Below are 20,619 nucleotides of genomic sequence, written 5' to 3'. Positions count from 1 at the left end.
GCTCCGCATTATTCTATCAGATACGGCACGTCGCGCCGGATTGTCTGCAGATTGGCACCGCTGGACCCGCCGATATCGGTACGCTCGATAAGTTCGACGTAGACATCGGTGTTCTCGGTGTATCTGTTGTTGCAGCCGCTGCCGCCGCCCTGGCACCGACTACGCGCAATGGCGGGCTCGACCATGAAGATGTCGATCCAGGTGGTCGGCGTGAGCTCACGGTTGTTGAGATTGTTATAGCCGTTGGCCGAATTGGTCAGCGCGCTGCAATTCAGCACCGCTACGCTAAGACGTCGGCGATCCAGATCACTGCCGGGCACACGTCCATACGGCGAGGATGGCAGCGCCAGCATCTGGCCCGCCTGTGGTTGGGCATAAGCGGCCTGAGCTGGATTGGTCCCGGCATCCTTGACCACGCCGGGGAGAGTGCCTGCCAGCAGCTTTTCCGATTCCCAGCGGTACACCTGGTAACGGGTGGGATAGGTGTAACGCGAGAGCGTGCCGTACGAATTCGTTGCGATCGTGCCCGCGGGATATGACGTCCCGTAGTTGGAGCGCCAGTAGGCGTCGATGTCCCATTCGCCGTTGCCGAGACGGGGGCTCTGATTGCCGTTGACCAAGGGGCAATCGCCGTCGTTGCTCCAGGCGTGGCATAGGTCGCGCGGATGCCCCATGATCCGCGGCGTTACCGTGGACGGATAGAGCGCGCGCGAGGTGGGTCGATAGGCTTCGGTGGCGAAATTGCCGGCATTCCCTTCGTGTACGGACCACGAAATGTTGTTGCCCGTATTCTTCCGCACCAGGTCCTTGCGCACGTTGATGGAGGGCGAGCACTGTCCCGTGACCCCGCCGATGGTCGGGCAGGAGTTTCCGCTTCCTGGCATATCAAAGCGCGTGTTGATGCCGTCCATCACGCTGGCGGTCAGGCCTTCCTTGACCTCGACGCCGTCGATCGACACGCAATCGCCGCGGCGTACGTCCCAGCCCAGTGCCGCGAGCAACTGGTTCGCCGAATTGCCCGAACCGGTTTCAAGGAAACCGAAGGCTCCGGGCGTGTAGCTGTTGTTGGCCACCAGCTTTATACCCGCACCCCGGTTGGCCTCAACGTCGAAGGGCAGCAGCACATTGAGATTGGTTTCCGGTTCTGCCGGATTGCAGATCATCAGCGGCGGCACGCGGCAGATGGCGCTGCCGATGCCGGCCATGGCCCGTGCGCGCATCTCGCCGGAATCCAGCGCGTCCACGATGGGTGTCAGTGCATATCGCGCCACCCGCGGAGTGGTGACGACCTCGACGAAGCGCGCGTCGGCATCGCTGGTCGCGGCCGTGGTGCCCTCGCGGTTCTGCCAGAAGCGGATGAAGCCGGTCGCGTCGCAGTTCGGTTCGGGTTCAAAAGTCACCGCGTTGCCGTCCGGGTCGCCATCGTTGGCGAGCAGCGTGACGTTCCGCAGCATTCCGACTGCGGCGGCACTCGCGCGGGCGCAGGCGCCGGATCCTTTGTCGAGCTGGGTGGCCGCAGCCAACGCCGCCTGGTCGGCCCCGTTTTGCAGCTCGCTGTGCATGCCGGCCATGCGTGCGTAGTCGAAACCCACTCCGGCGATAGCCACCAAGCCAAACAGCGCAATCGCGTAGGTCGCGGCGACCGCGCCTCGCTCGTCCGATCGGAAAGAGCTTATCTTCGGCATGGCATCATTGGGCGGCTTAGCCGCCCCCTCCCCCGCCGCCGCTACCGACCGAAGTCGTGTCTTCGGCCACCGGCTGCACCACGCGGCGCTCGCGCACGCGCTCGGCGGCATCGGCGGTGCTCTGCGCGCTGGTCTCGATCGGCTCGTCGTATTCGGGCGCCGGGTTCACGATCATTGCGGCATAGGTCTGCCGGTTCGCTTCGCCGAACTCCTCGTCCGCGAAATAGCCTTCCTTCGCGCTCCAGTTGGAGGCGCAGGCGGACAGCGCGGCCGAGGCACCGATGGCAACGAGCAGGCGAGGCTTAATATTCATAGTCGGCTCCCGTGCTGGCCGGCGCGGCGGGCGGCAGGTCCTGCGGTTGATAGACGTCGCCGTTGAGAAGCACGTCGGCGACTTCGGGCGACGGCACGCGGTCGGTCGGCAGACGCACCTGGTCGGGCCGGATCGGCTGGACGAGGCGCGGCGTGACCACGATCAGCAGCTCGGTCTCGCCGCGCTGGTAGCTGGTCGAGCGGAACAGCGAACCGATGATCGGCAGCGATCCCAAGAGGGGCAGCTGGTTGACCGTCGTCTGCGTCTCGTCGCGCAGCAGGCCGGCGATCGCGAAGCTTTCCCCGTCGCGCACTTCGAGCGTGGTGCGCGCGCGGCGGGTCTGGAGGCCCGGCACGGTCAGGCCGTTGACTGTCACCGACGCGCTGGGGTCGATGGAGGACACTTCGGGTTCGACGACCAGGTTAATGACATCGTTGCCGAGCACGGTGGGCGTGAAAGCGAGGCTGACGCCGAACGGCTTGAACAATACGGTGATCGCATTGCCGCCGCCCGCTACGCCCCCGCCGTTGCCCTGCGAGACGGGCACCGGAAATTCGCCGCCCGCAAGGAAGTTCGCGCTTTCGCCGCTGAGAGCGACGAGCGTCGGTTCGGCCAGCGTGCGGGAGAGGCCGTTGCGCTCCAGCGTGTCGAGATAGGCTTCGACGCTGAGGTCGCCCAGTTCGAACAGCGCACCGAACACGCCGAAGGCATCCGTGATGGTGTCGAGGCGCAATGCGGACGTGCTCGGCGAAACACCAGCGCCGTTGCCGATGGCCGCACCGAAATCGCCGTCTTCGTTGAACGCGAAGCCGCTGACGCCAAGCTGCTCGCCTACCTGGCGGCTTACCTCGGCAAAGCGCACTTCCAGCATCACCTGCTGGCTTGCCCCCATGCCGAGGAGGTTGATGACATTGTCGCCCGCATAGGCAGTGGCAAGGCGTGCGATCCGGTCGGCCATGCCCGCATCAGGCACCGTGCCCGACAGGACGATGGAGCCGTTCGACAGGCTGATGTCGACATCATCGGACGGCATCAGCGCCTGCAGCTGCCGGCGCATCCCGTCGATGTCGGGCCCGACGGTCACGTCCATCACCGCGATCACGCGGTTGGCATTGTCGTAGAGCGTCAGGCTGGTCGTACCGCGCGATTTGCCGAGCACGTAGATCGAGCGGTCGGAAATCGGCAACACGTCCGCGATGTCGGAATTGCCGATCATGGCGCGGTCGATCCGCTCCGGCGTGGAAACGACCTGGCTCTTGTTGATCGGCACGACGAGTTCGCCAGCGTGCAGCCCGTAATCGGCACTGGCCTGTGCGTGTGCGGCCGCGGCGGGAACGAGCGCGGTCGCGGCAAGTGCGGCGGCGAAGAGTTTGAACTTGGTGATCATGTCAACGCCCCCCCAGGCGTCCGACCGGATATTCGGTCGATTCGGTTCCGCGGATGATGGACATCGACGGCCCGCGATAGACAGGCTCCGACGGAGCGGACTGGCGCGCGGGTGCGGCCTGCGGCGGCGACTGCGCGTAGATGACGGGCGGCTGATAGGCCGGCTGCGGCGCGGGCTGCGACTGGTTGCGCTGGCCCGCGATATAGAGCCCCGGATCGCCGAGGTCGCGCGCGGTCACGGTAAGGAGCTGTCCCGCTTCCTGGCTTTCGACATTGCGCAGCGCGAGGGTCAGCGTGCCGAGCCGGTTGGCAAGGACGAGCCGCTGCGCGCCGTAGGTATCGACCTCGACCGTGGCGGTGGCGCCGACGCCGGGTTCGGTGGCGCTTTCGCTCGACACCTGGTCGATCGCGAGGACGCGGACACCTTCCATGATGACGTCGGTCATCAGGTCCTGGCCGCCTGCGCCGTCACCGGGGATCTGGCGGGTGAGCAGCACGTCCACGATGTCGCCGGGGCGAACGAAGCCCGCGACGCCGTTGACGGCGGAAACGGGGATGGCGACAGCGCGCATCCCTTCTTCGAGATTGGCGGAAAGAACGGCGCGGCCGCCGCTACCGCTGACCTTGTCGGCCAGCACGGGTTCGCCGGGAACGATGGGGCGCAGCGCGACGCGCCCGCCCTGCAAGGCCGCTTCGAGAGAGGTGAAGGCGCCCTGCGGCACCGAACTGGCTGGGAAATTCTGCATCCGCAGGTTTTCTTGCGACAGGGCCGTGCCGAATTCCATCGGCTGCGCGGCGACGACAATGCGCGCCATCTGGTTTTCCGCGGCGATTTGCGCCTGGCGCTCTTCGGCACCCGAAAACCAAGCATTGGCAAATAAAACGGCTATAATACCGAGTATTACGGCAACAGCCAGGATCGCAATATTGCGTCCCCCCATGACTTTCCCCCCGAAAAGCTATCCATGCGCTTCGTTAGTGAAGCTATGTAACGGCCATTCGTTATCAAATAAAAAAGGCCCCCGCGAGACAATTCTCGCGGAGGCCCGTTTTGGGACAGATTAGTCGCACTCAGTGCCGTCAAACTGTGCCGACGTTGCGACGCCGGTTACAGCTGCGGCAGCTTGGTTACAATCGTCTACCTCGTTTGCCGCGCCGCCGATGGCAGCCTGGATGTTGCCGCCGAGGGCAAGCGCAGCAGCACCGATGCCTACGCCGACGACGGCGATGATCAGGGCGTATTCGGCAGCCGATGCGCCGGATTCGTCAGCAATGAAGCTCTTAAGGAAAGTTTTCATAATCTTGGGTCGCTTTCTATTCTCTAGGTCACAAATCGGGTCCGGCCTCTATTTCCGGATACCTCTCAGTGTCTGAGGAAGTTTTCTTGGGCCTTCCTTCCCGCTACTTGCGGTCCGGTCGTTCCGTCGAGCACTTGCCCCCTCCGACGCCAATAATGATCGCTAATTCACTTGCTTTCGGCAACGGTTTCTTAAGACATGAAAAAAATAAGTCCGTTTCTCAAGTATTTGAAACGCGAATATCTTAAGATCGATGGTTACCGAGGCGTTAACTATGGTGCATTTTTGTTTCACCGCGGGACGCATTTTCGGGAACAAATTACTTGCGACGTGGTTAATCGCGCCCTCGATCCAAGCGAATCAGCACGAGTCGCAGCGGGCCGCGAATCGATTCGCGCCCGCCTGGAACCTGATCTGTGTTAGAAATGCAGGGTTTGCGCCGCTCAGGCGGTCGCCGGCTGCAAACGCTTCTCGAGCTTCTTCAGCGCGAACATCGGCACGATCACCGAAAGCGCGATCCCGCCCAGCGAACTGATCCCGAGCCAGATGGCCACTGCCGATCCGCCCGACTGGTACATCGCCCAGAACACCGGTGCGGCAAGTATAAGCCCGCGGATTTCGTTAAGTGCGAGGAGAACTGCGGCAGAGCGCAGAACGAAGCGAAGGATGCCGAGGCGTTTCGAAATCATGCCGCCGTTATCATCTTTATTGGTAAAGATTGAATTAGCGGACCTGCGATTCTGTTCGTCTCTGGCTGACACTGCGCTATCTCGTCTCCTTGTCCCGTTCCATTAACTATACGTCCAAGGCGCCGTTTTGCTCCAAGAGCGCCGTAATTTCCTCCCGCGACTTGCCGCTCTTCTCCGCATCCACGGTCATGAAGATGCGCCCGCGCTTCAACTGCGTCTCGCGGTGATTGGCGGCAACACTCTCCACGTCCTGGTCGCTCAGCATGGTAGCCATCGCCGCCCCGGTCGCGCCGATCACCCCGCACGCCGTCGCCACGGAGGAATAGGCCGAGGCGATCACCGCGCCAGCCACCGCGACCGGACCGACGCCGGGAATGGTGAGCATGGCAAAGCCCATCGCCGCCCCCGCCACGCCGCCGGCGGATACGCGCGCGAGCACGCGGCTGCGGCTATAGCCCTGCGCCGGAGTGCCCTCCCCGCCCATCACGGCATTCGCCTGCCACAGCAGCGCGATCGCCTCCACCGGCACGCCGCGCTTCACCAGCGCATCGACCGCCTGCTCCGCCTCTTCCATGCTCGGATGGATCGCGGTGACGAGCCGGGCAGCCTCGGCCTTGGCGCGGATGCTCGCCTCGTGAATGGCGGAGGCGAAAGCGTGGCGATCCTCGCGGCTTTCGAAGCCGACGCGCAGGCCCGCCGCCTCGCGCAGCTTGAGCACGCTCGGCGTATCGACGTCCTGGTGATAGGTGCGGAAGAACTGGTCGAGCCGGGTGGCGGACAGGTGCCGATCAGTGCCGCGGTCGATCCACTCCGCGCTCACCGGCGAAGGATGCCCGCCGTCCAGGTAATTGAGGGCGACGAGTTCGCCCGCCTTGATAACGTAATATAATTCTGGCCGTTGATCGGCGGTCATCGAATAGCTGCCTCCGGTAGGGCGGGATTGCGACGACCCGGTGAATTAACGATACTTATTCGCTCAAAGTTCCCAAATCGCTAATGGCGATATGGGTTTAGGGGGCGGGTCACTCTGCTCGCGTGACCGGAATGCTGTTGCCGTCCTGCGTGAACATGCCCCCGGTGATGCGGCCGTCCTGCTCGGTAAAAACGATCTCCGCATTCGCCGCGCGCCAGAAGAACGCGAGCGGGGAGCGCGCAAAGATCGGCAGCGCCGCCTGCCCGGTGACCGCGGCGTAGAGCTGCTCGCCGTCCCGCGTTATGTCTATCGCGAGTTCGGGGGTCAGGCGCCACTTGCCCAGCACGCGGTCCTGCTGCGCCTCGGTAAGGTTGGCGATCTCGTCCCGCTGCACCTGCTGCGCGGCCTGGGGAACAGCCCCGGCTTCCGCAACCGGACCTCCGGCCAGCAAATGAAACGCGATGTCCTGCGCGCCCGGGTCCACCGCGCTGTTCGTCAGCACGACGACCGCCCGGTTATTGGCAGGCTGAAGCGCCATATGCGTGCGGAAGCCGCCGGTACCGCCGCCGTGCATCACGATCGTCCCGCTGGGCGCAGGCAGGATCATCCAGCCCAGACCGGCCCCGAAGCCCGGCCCCTCGCGCGGGTCCGCGAGCGCCAGCTGCATCTCCCGACTGATGGGTGACTGCGGGTCGAGCGCGGCTCTCATGAACTTCAGCATATCGTTCGCGGTGGAGCGCAGCGCGCCCGCTCCGGCGAGGACCGGCAGGTCCCACGCGCTCGTAGGACGGTTGAACGCGTCGCGGCCGCCCGCGAACCGCGCCTGCTGGTCCGCCGAGAGGGCGATCGCAGTGTCGTCCATGCCGAGCGGGGTCAGGATGCGCTCGCGCAGCAACGTCTCGTAATCGCTACCCGCAGCACGTGCGAGCGCGTACCCGAGCAGGCCGACGCCGAGGTTCGAGTATTCGTACTCGCTGCCGATGTCGCGCGGCAGCTCGTATCCTGCCAGAAAGTCGAGCAGCTGCTGTTCGCTGTAATCGGCATAGGGGTTGCTCGCATCGCCTGGAACCATGTTGTCAGGCAGTCGCGGCAAACCGGAATCCTGCTGGGACAGGTTGCGCAGCGTAATCTGCTTCCCCCCGCGCGTGGGCATCGTGGCCCCTGCGGGAAGGTGTTTGCTCACCGGATCGTCGAGCGAGACGACACCGTCTGCAGCCATGTCCGCAAGCAGCAAACCGGTGAACACCTTCGTCATCGAACCGATCTCGAACAAGGTATCGGCATCGAACGAAGCTGCGCCGGATGGTCCGCGTGCGATCGTCTGCACGTCGTCGCCATCGACGAGCCCGACGACCATTCCCGTTCCCGGCCGGTTCGCGAGCCTTTCCTGTATTACAGCAGCGACCTCCTCTTCGTTCGGAATATCCCAGTCCGCCGGAAGGGTTCGCGGCGACGCTGCGGCAGGACGCGGCGGCCGTTCGCCCGCAGTGAGCGACAGCGCAAATGTCGCGCCACCCTGGGACCACGACCCTACCCAGCGCTTTTCCTCGGCTTGCCACTCGCCCTCGTAGGAGCCCCCGACCGCCGGTACCGTGAAGGTCAAGCGATCGCCAGCCGCCTCGACGTTGGAAACCGGGATGCCGAATGCCTGCTGGGAAGGACTGTCGATCGATCCCGAAAGCGACCCGTCGCCGCCCCCCTCGATGTTGACGCCAATCGGAAGCGTTCCTGCGCCGGTGTCGAGAGTACCCTGCCAGTACCCGACCGGATCCTGCGCATGAACCGGGGCGGCGATCGCGACGGCGGCTGCCACTACGGCCCCTTTCAGAACGAAATTCATCGAAGGCTCTCCATCTTTGTCGCCGCGCCGGGGAAGCGTCCCGCGCGGTCGTTCAATGGAGGCATTCTCTACTGCAGGCGACAATTGCGCAATGGTGTAGGCAATGGGCTTTGCCGGAGAATTACTTAGCCAGCGGAAGTCTCAACTCGAAGGTACTGCCCTCGCCGGGGCAGCTGTGTTTGAGCAGTATTTCTCCGCCATGCAGTTCGACGAGCTGCTTCACGAGGGCAAGGCCGATCCCCAGTCCGTCCCCGACGATGCCGAGGCCGTTGTCGGATTGTTCGAACATCTCGAATATTTTCGCCTGCTGCTCCGGCAGAATGCCGATGCCGTTGTCCGATATCTCTACGATGGCGTAGCCGCTGGCACCCCAAACCCTGACCCCGATTTCTCCGCCCGGCGGAGTATACCGAACCGCGTTACCGACGACGTTGCTCACGATCTGGATGAGGCGCGCGGGATCGGCGTCGAGAACCAACGTCTCGTCGGATGCGTTCACGAGCAGACGATGGTTCGCCGCTACGACGGCCGGTTCGACGAGGTCCAAGGCCAGTGGCAGCAGTTCGTTCAGGCTGACCTTTTCCGTTTTGAGCGAAATCTTACCGCGCTCGATCCGGCTGATGTCGAGCAGATCATCCACGAGGCGCGTCACATGGGCGACCTTCTGCCGCATCGAGAGCCTAATCTTGCTCGTATCGACCCCGCTCTGTGCTCGGTCGAGGATATTGAGACCGGAGGAAAGCGCCGCCAAGGGATTGCGCAGTTCGTGAGCGAGTACTGCCAAGAACCGGTTTTTCTGCTGATCCGCCGATTGTAACGCGATGCTCATGCTGGCCAGTTCGTCACGCTGGGCAACGATCTGGCGGCGCTGGTTGTAGAGGTCGAAAAAGACGTTCGACTTGGAACGCAGAATATCCGTTTCGATCGGCTTCTGGATGAAGTCGACCGCTCCTGCTTCGTAACCTCGAAAGCGGCGGGACGCATCACCCGTTCCGGCAGTGACGAAGATGATCGGGATGTGCCGCGTACGTTCGTTCGCGCGCATGAACTCGGCCAGTTCGAACCCGTCCATTCCCGGCATCTGCACGTCGAGCAAGGCAAGCGCGTACTCGTTGGTCAGCATCAGCTCGAGCGCTTCTTCACCGCTGCGAGCCTTGTGCAGGTCCAATCCCTCACGGACCAGGAGCGCTTCCAGCGCCAGCAGGTTCTCTTCGAGATCGTCGACCAGCAGGAATTTGACAGGCGCGGTCATCATCGGGTCATGGCTTGTAGAGCGGGCGCTATCTCGTCTAGGTACATCGTCCGTGCCCCGGGACAGGCGATACGAGCTGCGTCGGGCATGGTAGCGACCTCCGCCGTTGCGGAATCCTGCACAAGGCCGACGCCGCCAGCTTCGCAGACGGCCTTCAACCCTTTCGCCCCGTCCTGGTTTGCTCCCGTAAGAACGACGCCAGCCAATCCGGACCCGAAGGCATCGGCGGCGGTCTCGAACAGGACGTCGATTGCCGGGCGAGAGTGATTCACCGTTTCGTCCGATGAGAGCGCCAAGGTTTCGCCGGCTTCGACCAAGAGGTGATAATCGGGCGGTGCGAAATAGATCGTACCCGGCGCAAGCGGCTCCTTGTCCTCCGCTTCTTTGACCTGAAGATGGCATTTTCTCGCGAAAAGGTCGACCAGTGCGTTTTCCTTGTGTGGAGGAATGTGGACCACCACCATTACCGGCACCCGGAAACCGGCAGGCAGGTCAGGAAGCACTTGCGAGAGTGCCTGCACTCCCCCTGCGGAGGCGCCAATTACTACTGCACGCAGGCTCATCGTGATATCCTCCGATAGATTTTCTCCGCGCGTACGAAATCTGTAAAGCGATCCGCATGAGCGGAAAAGCGAAGGGTTTCCTTCGACCCTATACCGAGAAAACCGCCGCGAGTCAGCGAATCCGAGAACAGGCGCACGACGCGGTCCTGCAATTCGCGGTCGAAATAAATCAGCACATTACGGCATGAGATCAGATGCATCTCGCCGAAGGCAGCGTCTGTCACGAGGCTATGATCAGAAAAGACCGTACGTTCGCGCAAGCTCCTGTCGAAGACCGCGCGATCGTAGTTCGCCGTGTAGTATTCGGACAGAGAGTTCTGACCACCGGACGCCTGGTGGTTTTCCGTAAATAGCCGAATGCGGTCGAGCGGATAAACGCCGGCCTGCGCCGCTTTCAGAGCGGCCGGATTGATGTCTGTTGCGTAGAACATCGTCCGCTCCGCCAGACCTTCCTCTGCAAAAAGGATTGCCAGCGAGTACAGCTCTTCTCCTTGGCTACAACCGGCGATCCATACTTTCAGCGAAGGGTAGGTCCGCAGATGCGGTACCACTTTTTCGCGCAAGGCCCGGAAATAGGATGGATCGCGGAACATCTCGCTCACCTGCACGGTGAGGAAGTTGAGCAACTGCGGCAGAATTGTCTCGTCGTGAAGCACAGCGGACTGAATCTCCGAAATGCTTTCGTAGCCCCATTGGGCAAGCGCCTGCAGAAGCCGCCGCTTGATCGAGGCGCGGGCGTAATGCCGGAAGTCGTAATGATAGTGGCGATACACGGCATCCAGCAGCAGCTGGATCTCGATATCCTCAACGCTTTCACTCATTACCGCGGCATCCATACGCGCACCAGTGACAGCAGTTTGTCGACGTCGATCGGTTTGGCCATGTAGTCGTTCGCCCCAGCATCAAGGCATTTCTGCTGGTCGTCAGGCATAGCTTTGGCCGTAAGCATTACGATTGGCAGTTTGCGCCACTGCGGATCATCGCGGATCGCGCGGACCGCAGTGAGACCGTCCATTACCGGCATCATCACGTCCATAAGCACGAGGTCGATCGTCCTTTCAGAATCGCCGGCCGCTTCGGCAAGAGCGTCGAGCGCCTCCTGACCGTTGCGCGCGATCCTCGTCACCGCGCCGCGCGGCTCCAGAACGCTCGTCAGCGAATAGACATTCCGCACGTCGTCCTCGACGATCAGGATACGCTTGCCTTCGAGGGCGGCGTCGCGGTGGCGAGCCTTCTCGATCATTTGGCGCTGCTCCGGTGGCAGTTCGGAAACCACCCGATGAAGGAACAGCGAAACCTCGTCGAGGAGGCGTTCGGGAGATTTCGCGCCCTTGATGATGATCGAACTCGAATAACGGCGAAGGCGCTGCTCCTCCTCTGCCGATAGATCGCGCCCGGTGTAGACGATTACCGGCGGAAGGGCCGTGCGGCCTTCCTCGCTAAGCGTTTCCAGCAATGTGAAGCCGGAGGCGTCAGGCAGCGATAGGTCAAGAACGACGCAGTCGTAATGACCGTCGCGCAACTCTTCTAGACATTCGCTTGCGGTGCCGACCCCGACCGTCTCGACGTCTTGTGAGCCGAGAAGTTGGCCAACCGCCCCGCGCTGAACCTCGTCGTCCTCCACGATCAGAACCCGGCGCACGCGCGAAGACAATTTTTCCTGGAGGCCTGCGAGTACCTCCGCGAGCTGGTCGCGCGGCGCGGGCTTCTCGAGAAAGCCGACCGCGCCAAGAGAAAGCGCGGTCTGACTCTGGTCCGACCCGGAAATTACGTGAACCGGGATGTGGCGCGTTTCTTCCTGGTGTTTGAGGCGGTCGAGTACGGTGAGACCCGATTGATCCGGCAATCCGATATCGAGCACGATCGCGCTCGGGCGGTATTCCTTGGCAAGGTCGATCGCGTCTTGTGCCGTGCCAGCGACGATGCACTGGAACCCCAGTTCGCGGGACAGGTCGCACACGATACCTGCAAAGGTGTTGTCGTCTTCGATAACGAGCAGCAGGCGCTTGCCTTCGGAAAGCGTATCGCGGTCATCGTCGATCGTAGCCGCGACTACCGGCGCATTTTGCGGCCTGCTCGGCGTCGGTACGGCCGGCGCTTCCAAATTGCTTGCGTCGGCCGGCGCGATCTGGCGCGGCGCGACATTGGCGGGGTCATAGTTTTCCGGGAGGCTGACAGTAAAGGTGCTACCCTTGCCCTCTTCGCTTTCGAGCCTGATCGTACCGCCCAAAAGGCGGACGAGTTCACGGGAAATCGACAGACCGAGCCCGGTACCCCCGAATTTGCGACTGATCGTACCGTCGGCCTGCCGGAAAGCCTCGAAAATCGCCTCGCGCTGCGCTTCGGCAATGCCGATGCCGGTATCCGAGACTGCGAACGCGACCGTGTTCTCCGGGCCAGTCGAGATAAAAAGACTAACGCTACCCTTCTCAGTGAACTTGAGCCCGTTCGAAAGCAGGTTCTTCAGAACCTGCTCCAATCGCAGCTTGTCTGTTTCGAGCGAACGCGGCGCGTCCGCTGCGACCGCTATCTCGAGTTCCAAGCCGCGCTGCTGCGCCATCGGTTCGAATGTTTTGCGCAGATCGGATGCGAGCCGCTCGGTCGAGACCGAGGCGGCTTCGATTTCCAAGTGGCCCGCTTCGATCTTGGACAGGTCGAGGATATCGTTGATGAGGGTCAGAAGGTCGTTGCCCGACGATTCGATCGTTCGGGCGAACTTGACCTGCTCATTCGTCAGATTGTCGTCGGCATTGTCCGCGAGCAGCTTGGACAGGATCAGCAACGAGTTCAGCGGCGTACGCAGTTCGTGGCTCATATTCGCGAGGAAGTCCGACTTGTACTGGCTCGCCTGTTCGAGTTCGCGCGCTTTCAGTTCGAGCGAGGCAGCCGCGCGGCTCAATTCGTCGCGCTGCCCCTCCAGCGTCTCGGCTTGCTCTTCGAGCTGGGTGTTGGTCTGCTCCAGTTCCACCTGCTGCAGTTCGAGCCGCGCCTGCGATTCCTTGAGCGCGTTGCCCTGTTCCTCCAGTTCTTCATTGGATACGCGCAGTTCCTCGCTTTGCGCTTGGAGTTCACCCGCCTGCCGCTGGGTTTCCTCCAGCGCATCCTGTAACCGCTCGCGAAAACGGGCAGACCGCAAGGCAATGCCGAGCGACCCGGACGCAGCCTCAAGCAAGTCGAGAACGCGCTCTTCCACTTCGTCGAAGAAGCCCAGTTCCACGACCGCGTTGACGAGCCCGTCGGTGAAAGCGGGCGCAACGACGAGATGGCGGGGCGCTTCGCTGCCCAGCGCCGAACCTATCTTCAGATAGCCGGACGGGAGGTCGGATAGCTTGGTGGCATGCGCGTCAGCGGCGACCTTGCCGAGAAGACCTTCCCCCAAGGTGAAACTTTGCGGCACGTCGGAAAGGTCCGATACGCCGAGCGCGGCAACACGATTGAAAACGCCGCCCTCGCCCTTGAACAATGCGCCCGCACTCGCCCCAGTCCGCTCGGCGAGGAAAGACAGGACGGTCGCTGCCAGTTGAGGCACAGTCTTCTCGCCTCTCATGGCCTCTGCAAGATCGACCTGCGCGGTCTGTAACCAGCGCTGGCGCTCACGGCTGCGGTTGGTTCGCACCACGAGGATGAAAATCGCGATCGTAAGAGCGATACCGATCAGACTGGTCACGACGGCGCTCAAGACCGCCTTCTGCGAAGCGGAAGCGAGCGCGATCACCCGCTGCTGGCGTTCCCGCAGTTCCTCGCGCTTCATTTGCGCCAGTCGGTCACGGATCGTATCCATTGCGATCTTGCCGCGATCGGTGTTGGTCAGATCAATAGCTGCGTCGATACCCTGTTCGGTGCGTGTCCGTATTGCACCTTCGGAAAAGCGAAACTTGTTCTCGATAGCGGATTGAAGAGCATCGACATTCTCACGCTGAACGGAGTTGCTTCGCGTCAGAGACCGTAATGCCGAAAGCTCCTGACGCGCGTGACTTAAGCCGCTGTAATAAGGCTCGAGATAGTTTCCATCACCGGTTAAAAGATAGCCGCGCTGACCGGTTTCCGCGTCCAGAGCAGCGGCGAGGAGATCGTCGAGCGTGCTCAAGACCTCATGCGTATTTCGAATTCTCGCTTCGTCCTCGCGCATGTCGAGGACATTCGAGTAAGCGGCAAGCGCGCTGATCAGGAAAAACCCGATACCGATCAACAAAACGCCGATTGTCCAACCGGGCGCGGTATCTTTAAACGGCCGCGCTGATACTGTCTCTTTCAAGCGAATGATGCCCTGATGAAGTTTCCGCCCGCCTTAGCTACGCCAAGCCAGTGCAATCAAATACAAATCGCGTAGCCTTCAGTCGGCCTTGCGCAAGCCCCAGTCGAAGCAGGGGATAAGCCTCAGTCACGGCCGTACGTTTGACGGGGCAGATCGAAACGAAACGTGGTCAGACGCTCTTCGGAACGGACCGTCAGATCGCCGCCATGGGCGCTGGCGATCTGCGAGCAGATGAAGAGCCCCAGTCCGAGACCTTCCTGAGACGGTCGCGCCTGCTCTCGCACGAAAGGCTCGAAGAGATGCGCAATAACCTTTTCCGACATCGTCTCCCCTTGGTTTCGCACCTCGATTGTAAGACCCGCCTCGTCACTTTTGGCGTCCAACCGGACGAGACCTCCCTGCTCCCCATGCGTGACCGCGTTGGCGGTCAGATTGGAGCATAGCTGGCAGATGCGCCCGACATCGCATCGGACGTTTACCGGAAGATCGATATCGGTCTCTATATTGAGGTCGGGATGGACCGAGCGCAATTCCTCCACGGTCGCCTCGATCGCGGTCGCAAGATCCGATCCGTCGGAGATATCGAGCGACAGGCCGCTACCAAGCCGGGTTCGCGCAAAGTCGAGCAGATCGTCGATCAGGCCAGACATGCGCGCAACGGTACGAAGACTCGCATCGATGACACCCTGTCCGCGGTCACTCAGCGCAGCTTCCTTGCCGAGCACCCGAAATCCCGATTGAAGCGCTGCCAGGGGATTGCGCAGATCGTGGCCGAGCACAGCGATAAATTGTTCGCGGAGCTGGGCTTCCTCATCCCGGTCGGCAAGCGCGGACGTATTGGCGACGCTCTGCGTCACGTCGCGCGCACTGCAATAGAACTTCCCCCTCTCCGGTACGCAGTTCCACGACAGCCACCGATAGGTTCCGTCCTTGTGACGGTACCGGTTCTTGAACTGGAGGATCGGCTGTCCTTCCTGAATGGCTGCGAACGCCTCCTGTGTACGAAGCATGTCGTCGGGATGAAGAAATTCGAAAAAGGGCCGAGTTTCGATCTCTTCCGCAGACCAGCCGAGCGTGGATTGCCAAGCAGGGTTGGTCGCGACGAAATGCGCATCCGCGCTCAGAATGCCGAGAAGATCGGGCGTGACCATCCACGTGACCCCGTATCGCTCGTCCGTATCGTTCAACATGAAGCCTGCCTCGCGTCCATATGCGCGGCCTAGCCTATCTTCTGCGCTGGCGAAAGGAATGTTGAATTGCCGGCCTTTTTTCTCACCAGCCCACGCGAACTTACTGACCCAACCGTGTTAAAGGCTTCTTTCTAAGAAAAACCTCCCCACTCCGGCGGTTTTCGTGTATCAGGCGAGCGCAATCCGTTCTGAACGTGATTACCCACACCCACCGCCTGTTATACCCGCACCCGGCGTCGTCGGCATCTCCTGCCGCGCACGTGCTGCCCCCGAAAGTTATAATTCTATGCCTTTTCCCGAACTCCCGTCCGGTCTCGCCGAAGCACTCGGCGCACGGGGTTACGACACCCCCACTCCCGTACAGGATGCCGTTCTGGAACCCGCCGCGCGGGGGCGCGATCTGGTCGTCTCCGCACAGACCGGATCGGGCAAGACGATCGCTTTCGGCCTTGCTTTCGCCGACCAGGTGCTGGGGACGGACGGACGCCTGCGTCAAGCCGGCGCTCCGCTTGCCCTGGTGATCGCCCCGACGCGCGAACTGGCTTTGCAAGTCAGCCGCGAACTCGAATGGCTCTACAAGCCCGCAGGCGCGCGGATCGCCACCTGCGTTGGCGGAATGAACGCGCAGCAGGAACGCCGCTCGCTCAAGGCAGGTGCCGGGATTGTGGTCGGCACGCCGGGTCGTCTGCGCGATCATCTCGAACGCGGCGCTCTCGACCTGTCGGCGCTTGCCGCCGTGGTTCTCGACGAAGCGGACGAAATGCTCGACATGGGCTTTCGCGAAGAACTCGAGAGCATTCTCGACGCTACGCCCGAGGGGCGGCGCGTGCTCATGTTTTCCGCTACCATGCCTCGCCCTATCGAGGCGCTCGCCCGGCGCTATCAGCGCGATGCGCTGCGCATCGCGACCGGCGGTGCCGCGCGCGGCCATGGGGACATCGCCTATCAGGCCGTGACGGTTTCCCCGGCCGAGATCGAGAACGCCGTGGTCAACCTGCTGCGTTTCCACGAAGCGGAAACTGCCATTTTGTTCTGCGCTACCCGCGAGAAGGTGCGGAGCCTTCACGCCGCCCTGCAAGAGCGCGGCTTCGGCGTCGTCGCTCTTTCGGGCGAACATTCTCAATCAGAGCGTAACCAGGCGCTGCAGGCCCTGCGCGATGGGCGCGCCCGCGTCTGCGTCGCCACCGATGTCGCCGCTCGCGGCATCGATCTGCCGGGCCTCAGCCTCGTCATCCACGTCGAAATTCCGCGCGACGCCGAGACCTTGCAACATCGCTCTGGCCGGACAGGCCGCGCGGGACGCAAGGGTACGGCGGTAATCGTCGTTCCCTACCCCAAGCGCAAGCGGGTCGAAAGCATGCTGCGCCATGCCAAGATCAGCGCCGAGTGGATTTCCGTGCCGGATCGCGATGCCATCATGGCGCAGGACCGCGCCCGATTGCTCGACACGCTACTCCAGCCGGCTGAAGAGCACGCCGCCGACACCGAATTGGCGGACGCACTGCTGGAACAGCGGACTCCGCGCCAGATCGCTACGATGCTGGTTCAGGCTCACCGCGCAAAAATGCCGGCGCCGGAAGACCTCCGCGTCAATTCACCCGAGGCGCACCGCGAAGCCCAGAAGCAGCAGCACCGCCCCGGTTTCGAGGACGTCGTCTGGTTTCGTATGGATGTAGGGCGTCGCCGGAACGCGGACCCTCGCTGGATTCTCCCGATCCTCTGCCGCCGAGGCGACGTTTCCCGTAACGAGATCGGCGCTATTCGCATCGGGCCCGCCGAAACCCATTTTCAGGTTCCGCGTAGCGTAGCCGACCGGTTTGCCCAATCAGCTGAGCGGACGGCGGGCTCCGACGGGGACGGCGGCGATTTAACCATCGAACGCGCGCCAGCTCCGCCGCGGGAGACGGCGCGCAAGAACATGCGCAACAAACGGCCCAATCTCGGCAAGAAAAGTCACGTAACACCCAAGCAGCATCGGAAGGGCCGCGGTTGATGTAGTTGCCTACGCGTAGAAGTGCCAAGCTATGCTGTTCGCGGGTAGCTTGGCGGCGGTGATCTACAGTTTCGCCCTCGCTTCTGCCGCGATAACCTCCGCGATTTCTGCGTAGAGATCGGAAAAGGCAGCCGTCGATCTCCATGCCGCACCGATGCTGCGGAATTCTTGCCAACCGGCAGGATCGGCGATCGCGACCATATCAAGCCCCCCTGCGCCCGATTTTATGTAGAGCTCGGGAAGGATTGCGAGCCCTACGCCGGAGCCGACCATTTGCTGCAGGGCATCGAGGCTTGTGCCTTCGTAGTCCGAGAGAATTGTGGCGCCGAGGTCACGGGAAATCTGTACGATCTGCCGGTGGTAGTGATGCCGGTGGTCGAGTGTCAGGAAAGTTCTTCCCGAAAAGTCGTCCGTTGCGATCGTCTGACCCTCGCGGACGGGATCGTCGGGGGGTGCAACGATATGCAGCGGTTCGCGAAACAGGGGTTCGATCTGCAAACCTCGACCTTCTATCGGCATCGGAGAAAGCACCATGTCGAGCTGACCGGCTGCAAGTTCGGCCTGTTGCTGTTCAGGAATTCCCTCCCGAATGAACAACCGCATGCCGGGATAGCGCTCATGCAGGTTCTTGATGACCGCAGGCATAAGATACGGACCGAGTGTCGGCGACACGCCGAATCTGATCGATCCGACGAACCGCTGCGCCGCGTGGTCGGCAGCATCGCGAAATTCGCGGGCGGTATTAAGAACGGTCTGCGCGAACGGAAGAAGCTGGCGCCCGCCGGGCGTCAAAAGCGTCCCCTTCGGAACCCGCTCGAAAAGCTTTACGCCTAGTCCGGTTTCGAGTGCGGCCAGCTGCTGGCTCAGGGCAGGCTGACTGATCCCGAGCGTACCGGCGGCCTCGCCCATATTTTCGGTTTCAGCGAGCCTGGCAAAAATCGCGAGCTGCTTCAGCGTAGTCATGGTCCGCCATTAGCAAATCTTATGGAAACTTGCCAACTAATCGAATTGGATAATTGCCATCCGCTCGATCATATCGAGGGGACCAACGATGGAGAGTGACATGACCCACAAGTCCCCAGACGCGAAGATCATGAAACCCTATCTGCGCAAGCTGATGCGCGAGCATCGCGCGCTCAACCGCATGATTGATACTACGAAGACGATTGGAGCGAGCGAGCAGGTAAAAGCGATGAAGCGCCTTCGCCTGCGTTTGAAGGACAAGATTACCGCACTTCAGCGGCATTATTACGGGCGCGGCCTGCCTGGCTGACCCCGAAGCGGCGACCGGCAAGCCCCCTCCCCCAAGCTGGTCGCCGCAAATTTTTTCCACTATGCTTAAACCATACATATTCCGGCAGAGCGGTCGCACGATTGCGCATTGGCAGTCTGCATATTCAACATGGGCCGCTGCTCTTACAGTTAGGGAACGCAACGCATGATCGTGGCTATTGGCCTACTCCTGGCAGGTCTCGTGCTGCTGGTCGTCGGGGGAGAATTGCTCGTTCGCGGCGCTGTCGGTCTTGCCGAGAAAGCGGGCGTCAGTGCGCTCGTCATTGGCCTGGTGATCGTCGGTTTCGGAACATCGATGCCCGAACTCGTGACGAGCGTCGAGGCTGCGCTTGCAGGTTCTCCTGCAATTGCCTGGGGCAATATTGTCGGATCGAACATCGCCAACAGCTTGCTCATTCTCGGTGTTGCCGCGCTTGTCGCGCCCATTGCCATCACGGCAAAGAACAGATGGCGCGATCCGGGCGTTGCGATCGGCGCATCACTGGTCCTGTTACTACTCGCGCTTGCCGGATTGGGCGGCATGGTCATCGGGATAGCGCTCGTCGCCTGTCTTATCGGCTATGTCGCATGGTGCTACCGCGAAGAACGCCTTGCCGAGCCCGCGGTCGTACATAACGCGCCTTACGACCGTGCGCAGGCGCTCGAACTGACTGACCCGAACCTCCACGTAAAAGGGGGTGGATGGGCCAAACCGGCGGTGTTCACCTTGTTCGGGCTGGCCGTTCTTATTGTAGGCGGAAGGCTTCTGGTGGGCGGTGCGATTGATCTGGCGCGGCTTGCGGGCCTTACCGAAACCCTGATCGGACTGACGATTGTTGCAGTCGGCACCTCGCTGCCGGAACTGGTTACGTCCGTGATTGCTGCCCGCAAAGGTGAGGCGGACGTTGCGTTCGGCAATGTCGTCGGCTCGAACATCTACAATATTCTCGGCATCGGCGGGGCAACCATGCTGCTCGCCCCTGGAGCCGTGCCGTCCAACTTGCTTCCGCTGGACATCGGCATCATGCTCGCAGCCGCGCTCGCGATCCTGATGTTCGCTATGTTCCGCAGGGTCGCCCGCTTGCCTGCGCTCGCTCTGCTGGCAAGCTACGTCGCCTATCTCGCGATCCTGATATCCAACGTCTAACACCAAGGAGATTACCATGATATCTCGACGAAAAGTTCTCGCAGGCACGGCCGCCGCTGGCGGAGCAATCGCTGCCGGGACCGGCGCCGCCAGCGCGCAGACGCCGCCGCCCGCCCGCCTCGCTCCGGTCGTCGACGGCAAGACCGCGCTCTCGCCGGACCAGGCGCTCGAATTGCTGATCGAAGGCAACCAGAACTTCCTGAACGACGTTCCGACGTCCGCTCCGGTCGGCCGCGAACGCCGGCTGGAGATTGCGAAGGGGCAGGCACCCTTCGCTGCTTATGTCACTTGTTCCGACAGCCGCGTTTCGCCCGAAATCCTGTTCGGCCGCGGTCTCGGCGAACTCTTCATTATTCGCAACGCAGGCAATACGGTAGACACCGTTGCGCTGGGCTCGATCGAATACGCCGTTGCCGAACTGGGTGTGCCCCTGGTGGTCGTCATGGGGCACGAGGCCTGCGGGGCCGTGAAGGCCGCCAAGGCGGTCGTGGACGAAAATGCGACCTTCCCCGGCAGCATCGGACGCATGATCGAGCCGATCATTCCCGCCGTTCTCGAAGTGCGCGGCAGCGAAGGCGATATGCTCGCCAACGCAATTCGCGCGAACGTCTCACGGGTAGTGAAGCAGCTGCGGACCTCGACCGATCCCCTGTTGCTCGAACCACAGGAAGCCGGGACATTAAAAGTCGTGGGAGCGCATTACAATCTCGGCACCGGAGCGGTCGACTTTTTCGATCGTCCCTGACTACGAGCGAAACGTCCGGGCGATCTGGCCTCGATGCCGACACCGGACGTTTCGCAGTCAGCCCGATACCGTGCCGAC

At 62.1% G+C, this 20,619-nt stretch carries 18 protein-coding genes; 4 read left to right on the top strand and 14 right to left on the bottom strand.

Translation table 11 applies throughout. From position 1 onward, the window contains the following. Positions 1–8: 8 nt before the first annotated feature. The 13 genes from HUV48_RS00675 to HUV48_RS00615 all read right to left on the bottom strand — a co-directional run bounded on the left by HUV48_RS00675 (position 9) and on the right by HUV48_RS00615 (position 15,384). Positions 9–1,685: a TadE/TadG family type IV pilus assembly protein gene (locus HUV48_RS00675; protein WP_176265857.1), complete on the bottom strand. Its 1,677-nt coding sequence runs from the start codon at positions 1,683–1,685 to the stop codon at positions 9–11. Between the two features lie 16 nt (positions 1,686–1,701). Further along, the gene (locus tag HUV48_RS00670) at positions 1,702–1,998 is read right to left on the bottom strand and encodes a hypothetical protein (RefSeq protein ID WP_176265856.1); all 297 of its coding nucleotides are present in this window, start codon (positions 1,996–1,998) and stop codon (positions 1,702–1,704) included. Continuing rightward, positions 1,988–3,385: a type II and III secretion system protein family protein gene (locus HUV48_RS00665; RefSeq protein WP_176265855.1), complete on the bottom strand. Its 1,398-nt coding sequence runs from the start codon at positions 3,383–3,385 to the stop codon at positions 1,988–1,990. Before HUV48_RS00665 ends, HUV48_RS00670 begins: the two co-directional genes overlap by 11 nt. A 1-nt stretch (position 3,386) precedes the next feature. Then, entirely contained in the window at positions 3,387–4,325 is a 939-nt protein-coding gene (cpaB, locus tag HUV48_RS00660) for a Flp pilus assembly protein CpaB (protein ID WP_176265854.1), read from the bottom strand. A 120-nt stretch (positions 4,326–4,445) separates the two neighbouring features. Further along, entirely contained in the window at positions 4,446–4,682 is a 237-nt protein-coding gene (locus HUV48_RS14285; protein ID WP_225871468.1) for a Flp family type IVb pilin, read from the bottom strand. Between the two features lie 443 nt (positions 4,683–5,125). Then, the gene (locus HUV48_RS00650; protein ID WP_176265853.1) at positions 5,126–5,371 is read right to left on the bottom strand and encodes a hypothetical protein; all 246 of its coding nucleotides are present in this window, start codon (positions 5,369–5,371) and stop codon (positions 5,126–5,128) included. Between the two features lie 106 nt (positions 5,372–5,477). Then, positions 5,478–6,284, bottom strand: a complete 807-nt coding sequence (locus tag HUV48_RS00645) for a quinol:electron acceptor oxidoreductase subunit ActD (protein WP_176265852.1) — start codon at positions 6,282–6,284, stop codon at positions 5,478–5,480. 109 nt (positions 6,285–6,393) lie between these two features. Further along, positions 6,394–8,124 (bottom strand): serine hydrolase domain-containing protein, encoded by a 1,731-nt coding sequence (locus HUV48_RS00640; RefSeq protein WP_176265851.1) that lies wholly within the window; start codon positions 8,122–8,124, stop codon positions 6,394–6,396. A 121-nt stretch (positions 8,125–8,245) separates the two neighbouring features. After that, positions 8,246–9,379 (bottom strand): hybrid sensor histidine kinase/response regulator, encoded by a 1,134-nt coding sequence (locus HUV48_RS00635; protein ID WP_217906645.1) that lies wholly within the window; start codon positions 9,377–9,379, stop codon positions 8,246–8,248. Continuing rightward, positions 9,376–9,939, bottom strand: coding sequence for a chemotaxis protein CheB (locus tag HUV48_RS00630; protein ID WP_176265850.1), 564 nt, complete (start codon positions 9,937–9,939; stop codon positions 9,376–9,378). The genes HUV48_RS00635 and HUV48_RS00630 overlap by 4 nt, the downstream gene beginning before the upstream one ends. After that, the gene (locus HUV48_RS00625; RefSeq protein WP_217906644.1) at positions 9,936–10,775 is read right to left on the bottom strand and encodes a CheR family methyltransferase; all 840 of its coding nucleotides are present in this window, start codon (positions 10,773–10,775) and stop codon (positions 9,936–9,938) included. The genes HUV48_RS00630 and HUV48_RS00625 overlap by 4 nt, the downstream gene beginning before the upstream one ends. After that, complete coding sequence (locus HUV48_RS00620) at positions 10,760–14,068, bottom strand: response regulator (RefSeq protein ID WP_176266640.1); 3,309 nt, start codon at positions 14,066–14,068, stop codon at positions 10,760–10,762. The genes HUV48_RS00625 and HUV48_RS00620 overlap by 16 nt, the downstream gene beginning before the upstream one ends. A gap of 248 nt (positions 14,069–14,316) precedes the next feature. After that, entirely contained in the window at positions 14,317–15,384 is a 1,068-nt protein-coding gene (locus tag HUV48_RS00615) for a PAS domain-containing sensor histidine kinase (RefSeq protein ID WP_176265849.1), read from the bottom strand. Positions 15,385–15,670: 286 nt separating this feature from the next. Between HUV48_RS00615 and HUV48_RS00610 the strand changes: the two genes are divergently transcribed. Next, on the top strand, positions 15,671–17,377 hold the full coding sequence (locus HUV48_RS00610) for a DEAD/DEAH box helicase (protein ID WP_176265848.1): 1,707 nt from the start codon (positions 15,671–15,673) through the stop codon (positions 17,375–17,377). A 63-nt stretch (positions 17,378–17,440) separates the two neighbouring features. Here the strand turns inward: HUV48_RS00610 and HUV48_RS00605 are convergent, their stop codons facing one another. After that, positions 17,441–18,340, bottom strand: coding sequence for a hydrogen peroxide-inducible genes activator (locus HUV48_RS00605; RefSeq protein ID WP_176265847.1), 900 nt, complete (start codon positions 18,338–18,340; stop codon positions 17,441–17,443). Positions 18,341–18,440: 100 nt separating this feature from the next. Between HUV48_RS00605 and HUV48_RS00600 the strand changes: the two genes are divergently transcribed. The 3 genes from HUV48_RS00600 to HUV48_RS00590 all read left to right on the top strand — a co-directional run bounded on the left by HUV48_RS00600 (position 18,441) and on the right by HUV48_RS00590 (position 20,541). Beyond that, positions 18,441–18,650 (top strand): HP1242/YdcH family protein, encoded by a 210-nt coding sequence (locus tag HUV48_RS00600; protein WP_176265846.1) that lies wholly within the window; start codon positions 18,441–18,443, stop codon positions 18,648–18,650. A 165-nt stretch (positions 18,651–18,815) separates the two neighbouring features. Continuing rightward, positions 18,816–19,796 (top strand): calcium/sodium antiporter, encoded by a 981-nt coding sequence (locus HUV48_RS00595; RefSeq protein ID WP_176265845.1) that lies wholly within the window; start codon positions 18,816–18,818, stop codon positions 19,794–19,796. 16 nt (positions 19,797–19,812) lie between these two features. Beyond that, on the top strand, positions 19,813–20,541 hold the full coding sequence (locus HUV48_RS00590) for a carbonic anhydrase (protein WP_176265844.1): 729 nt from the start codon (positions 19,813–19,815) through the stop codon (positions 20,539–20,541). The last annotated feature ends 78 nt before the right edge of the window (positions 20,542–20,619 follow it).

Source organism: Qipengyuania atrilutea (assembly GCF_013370205.1).
Lineage (GTDB): Bacteria > Pseudomonadota > Alphaproteobacteria > Sphingomonadales > Sphingomonadaceae > Actirhodobacter > Actirhodobacter atriluteus.
This window is presented reverse-complemented; position numbering and strand designations above follow the sequence as displayed.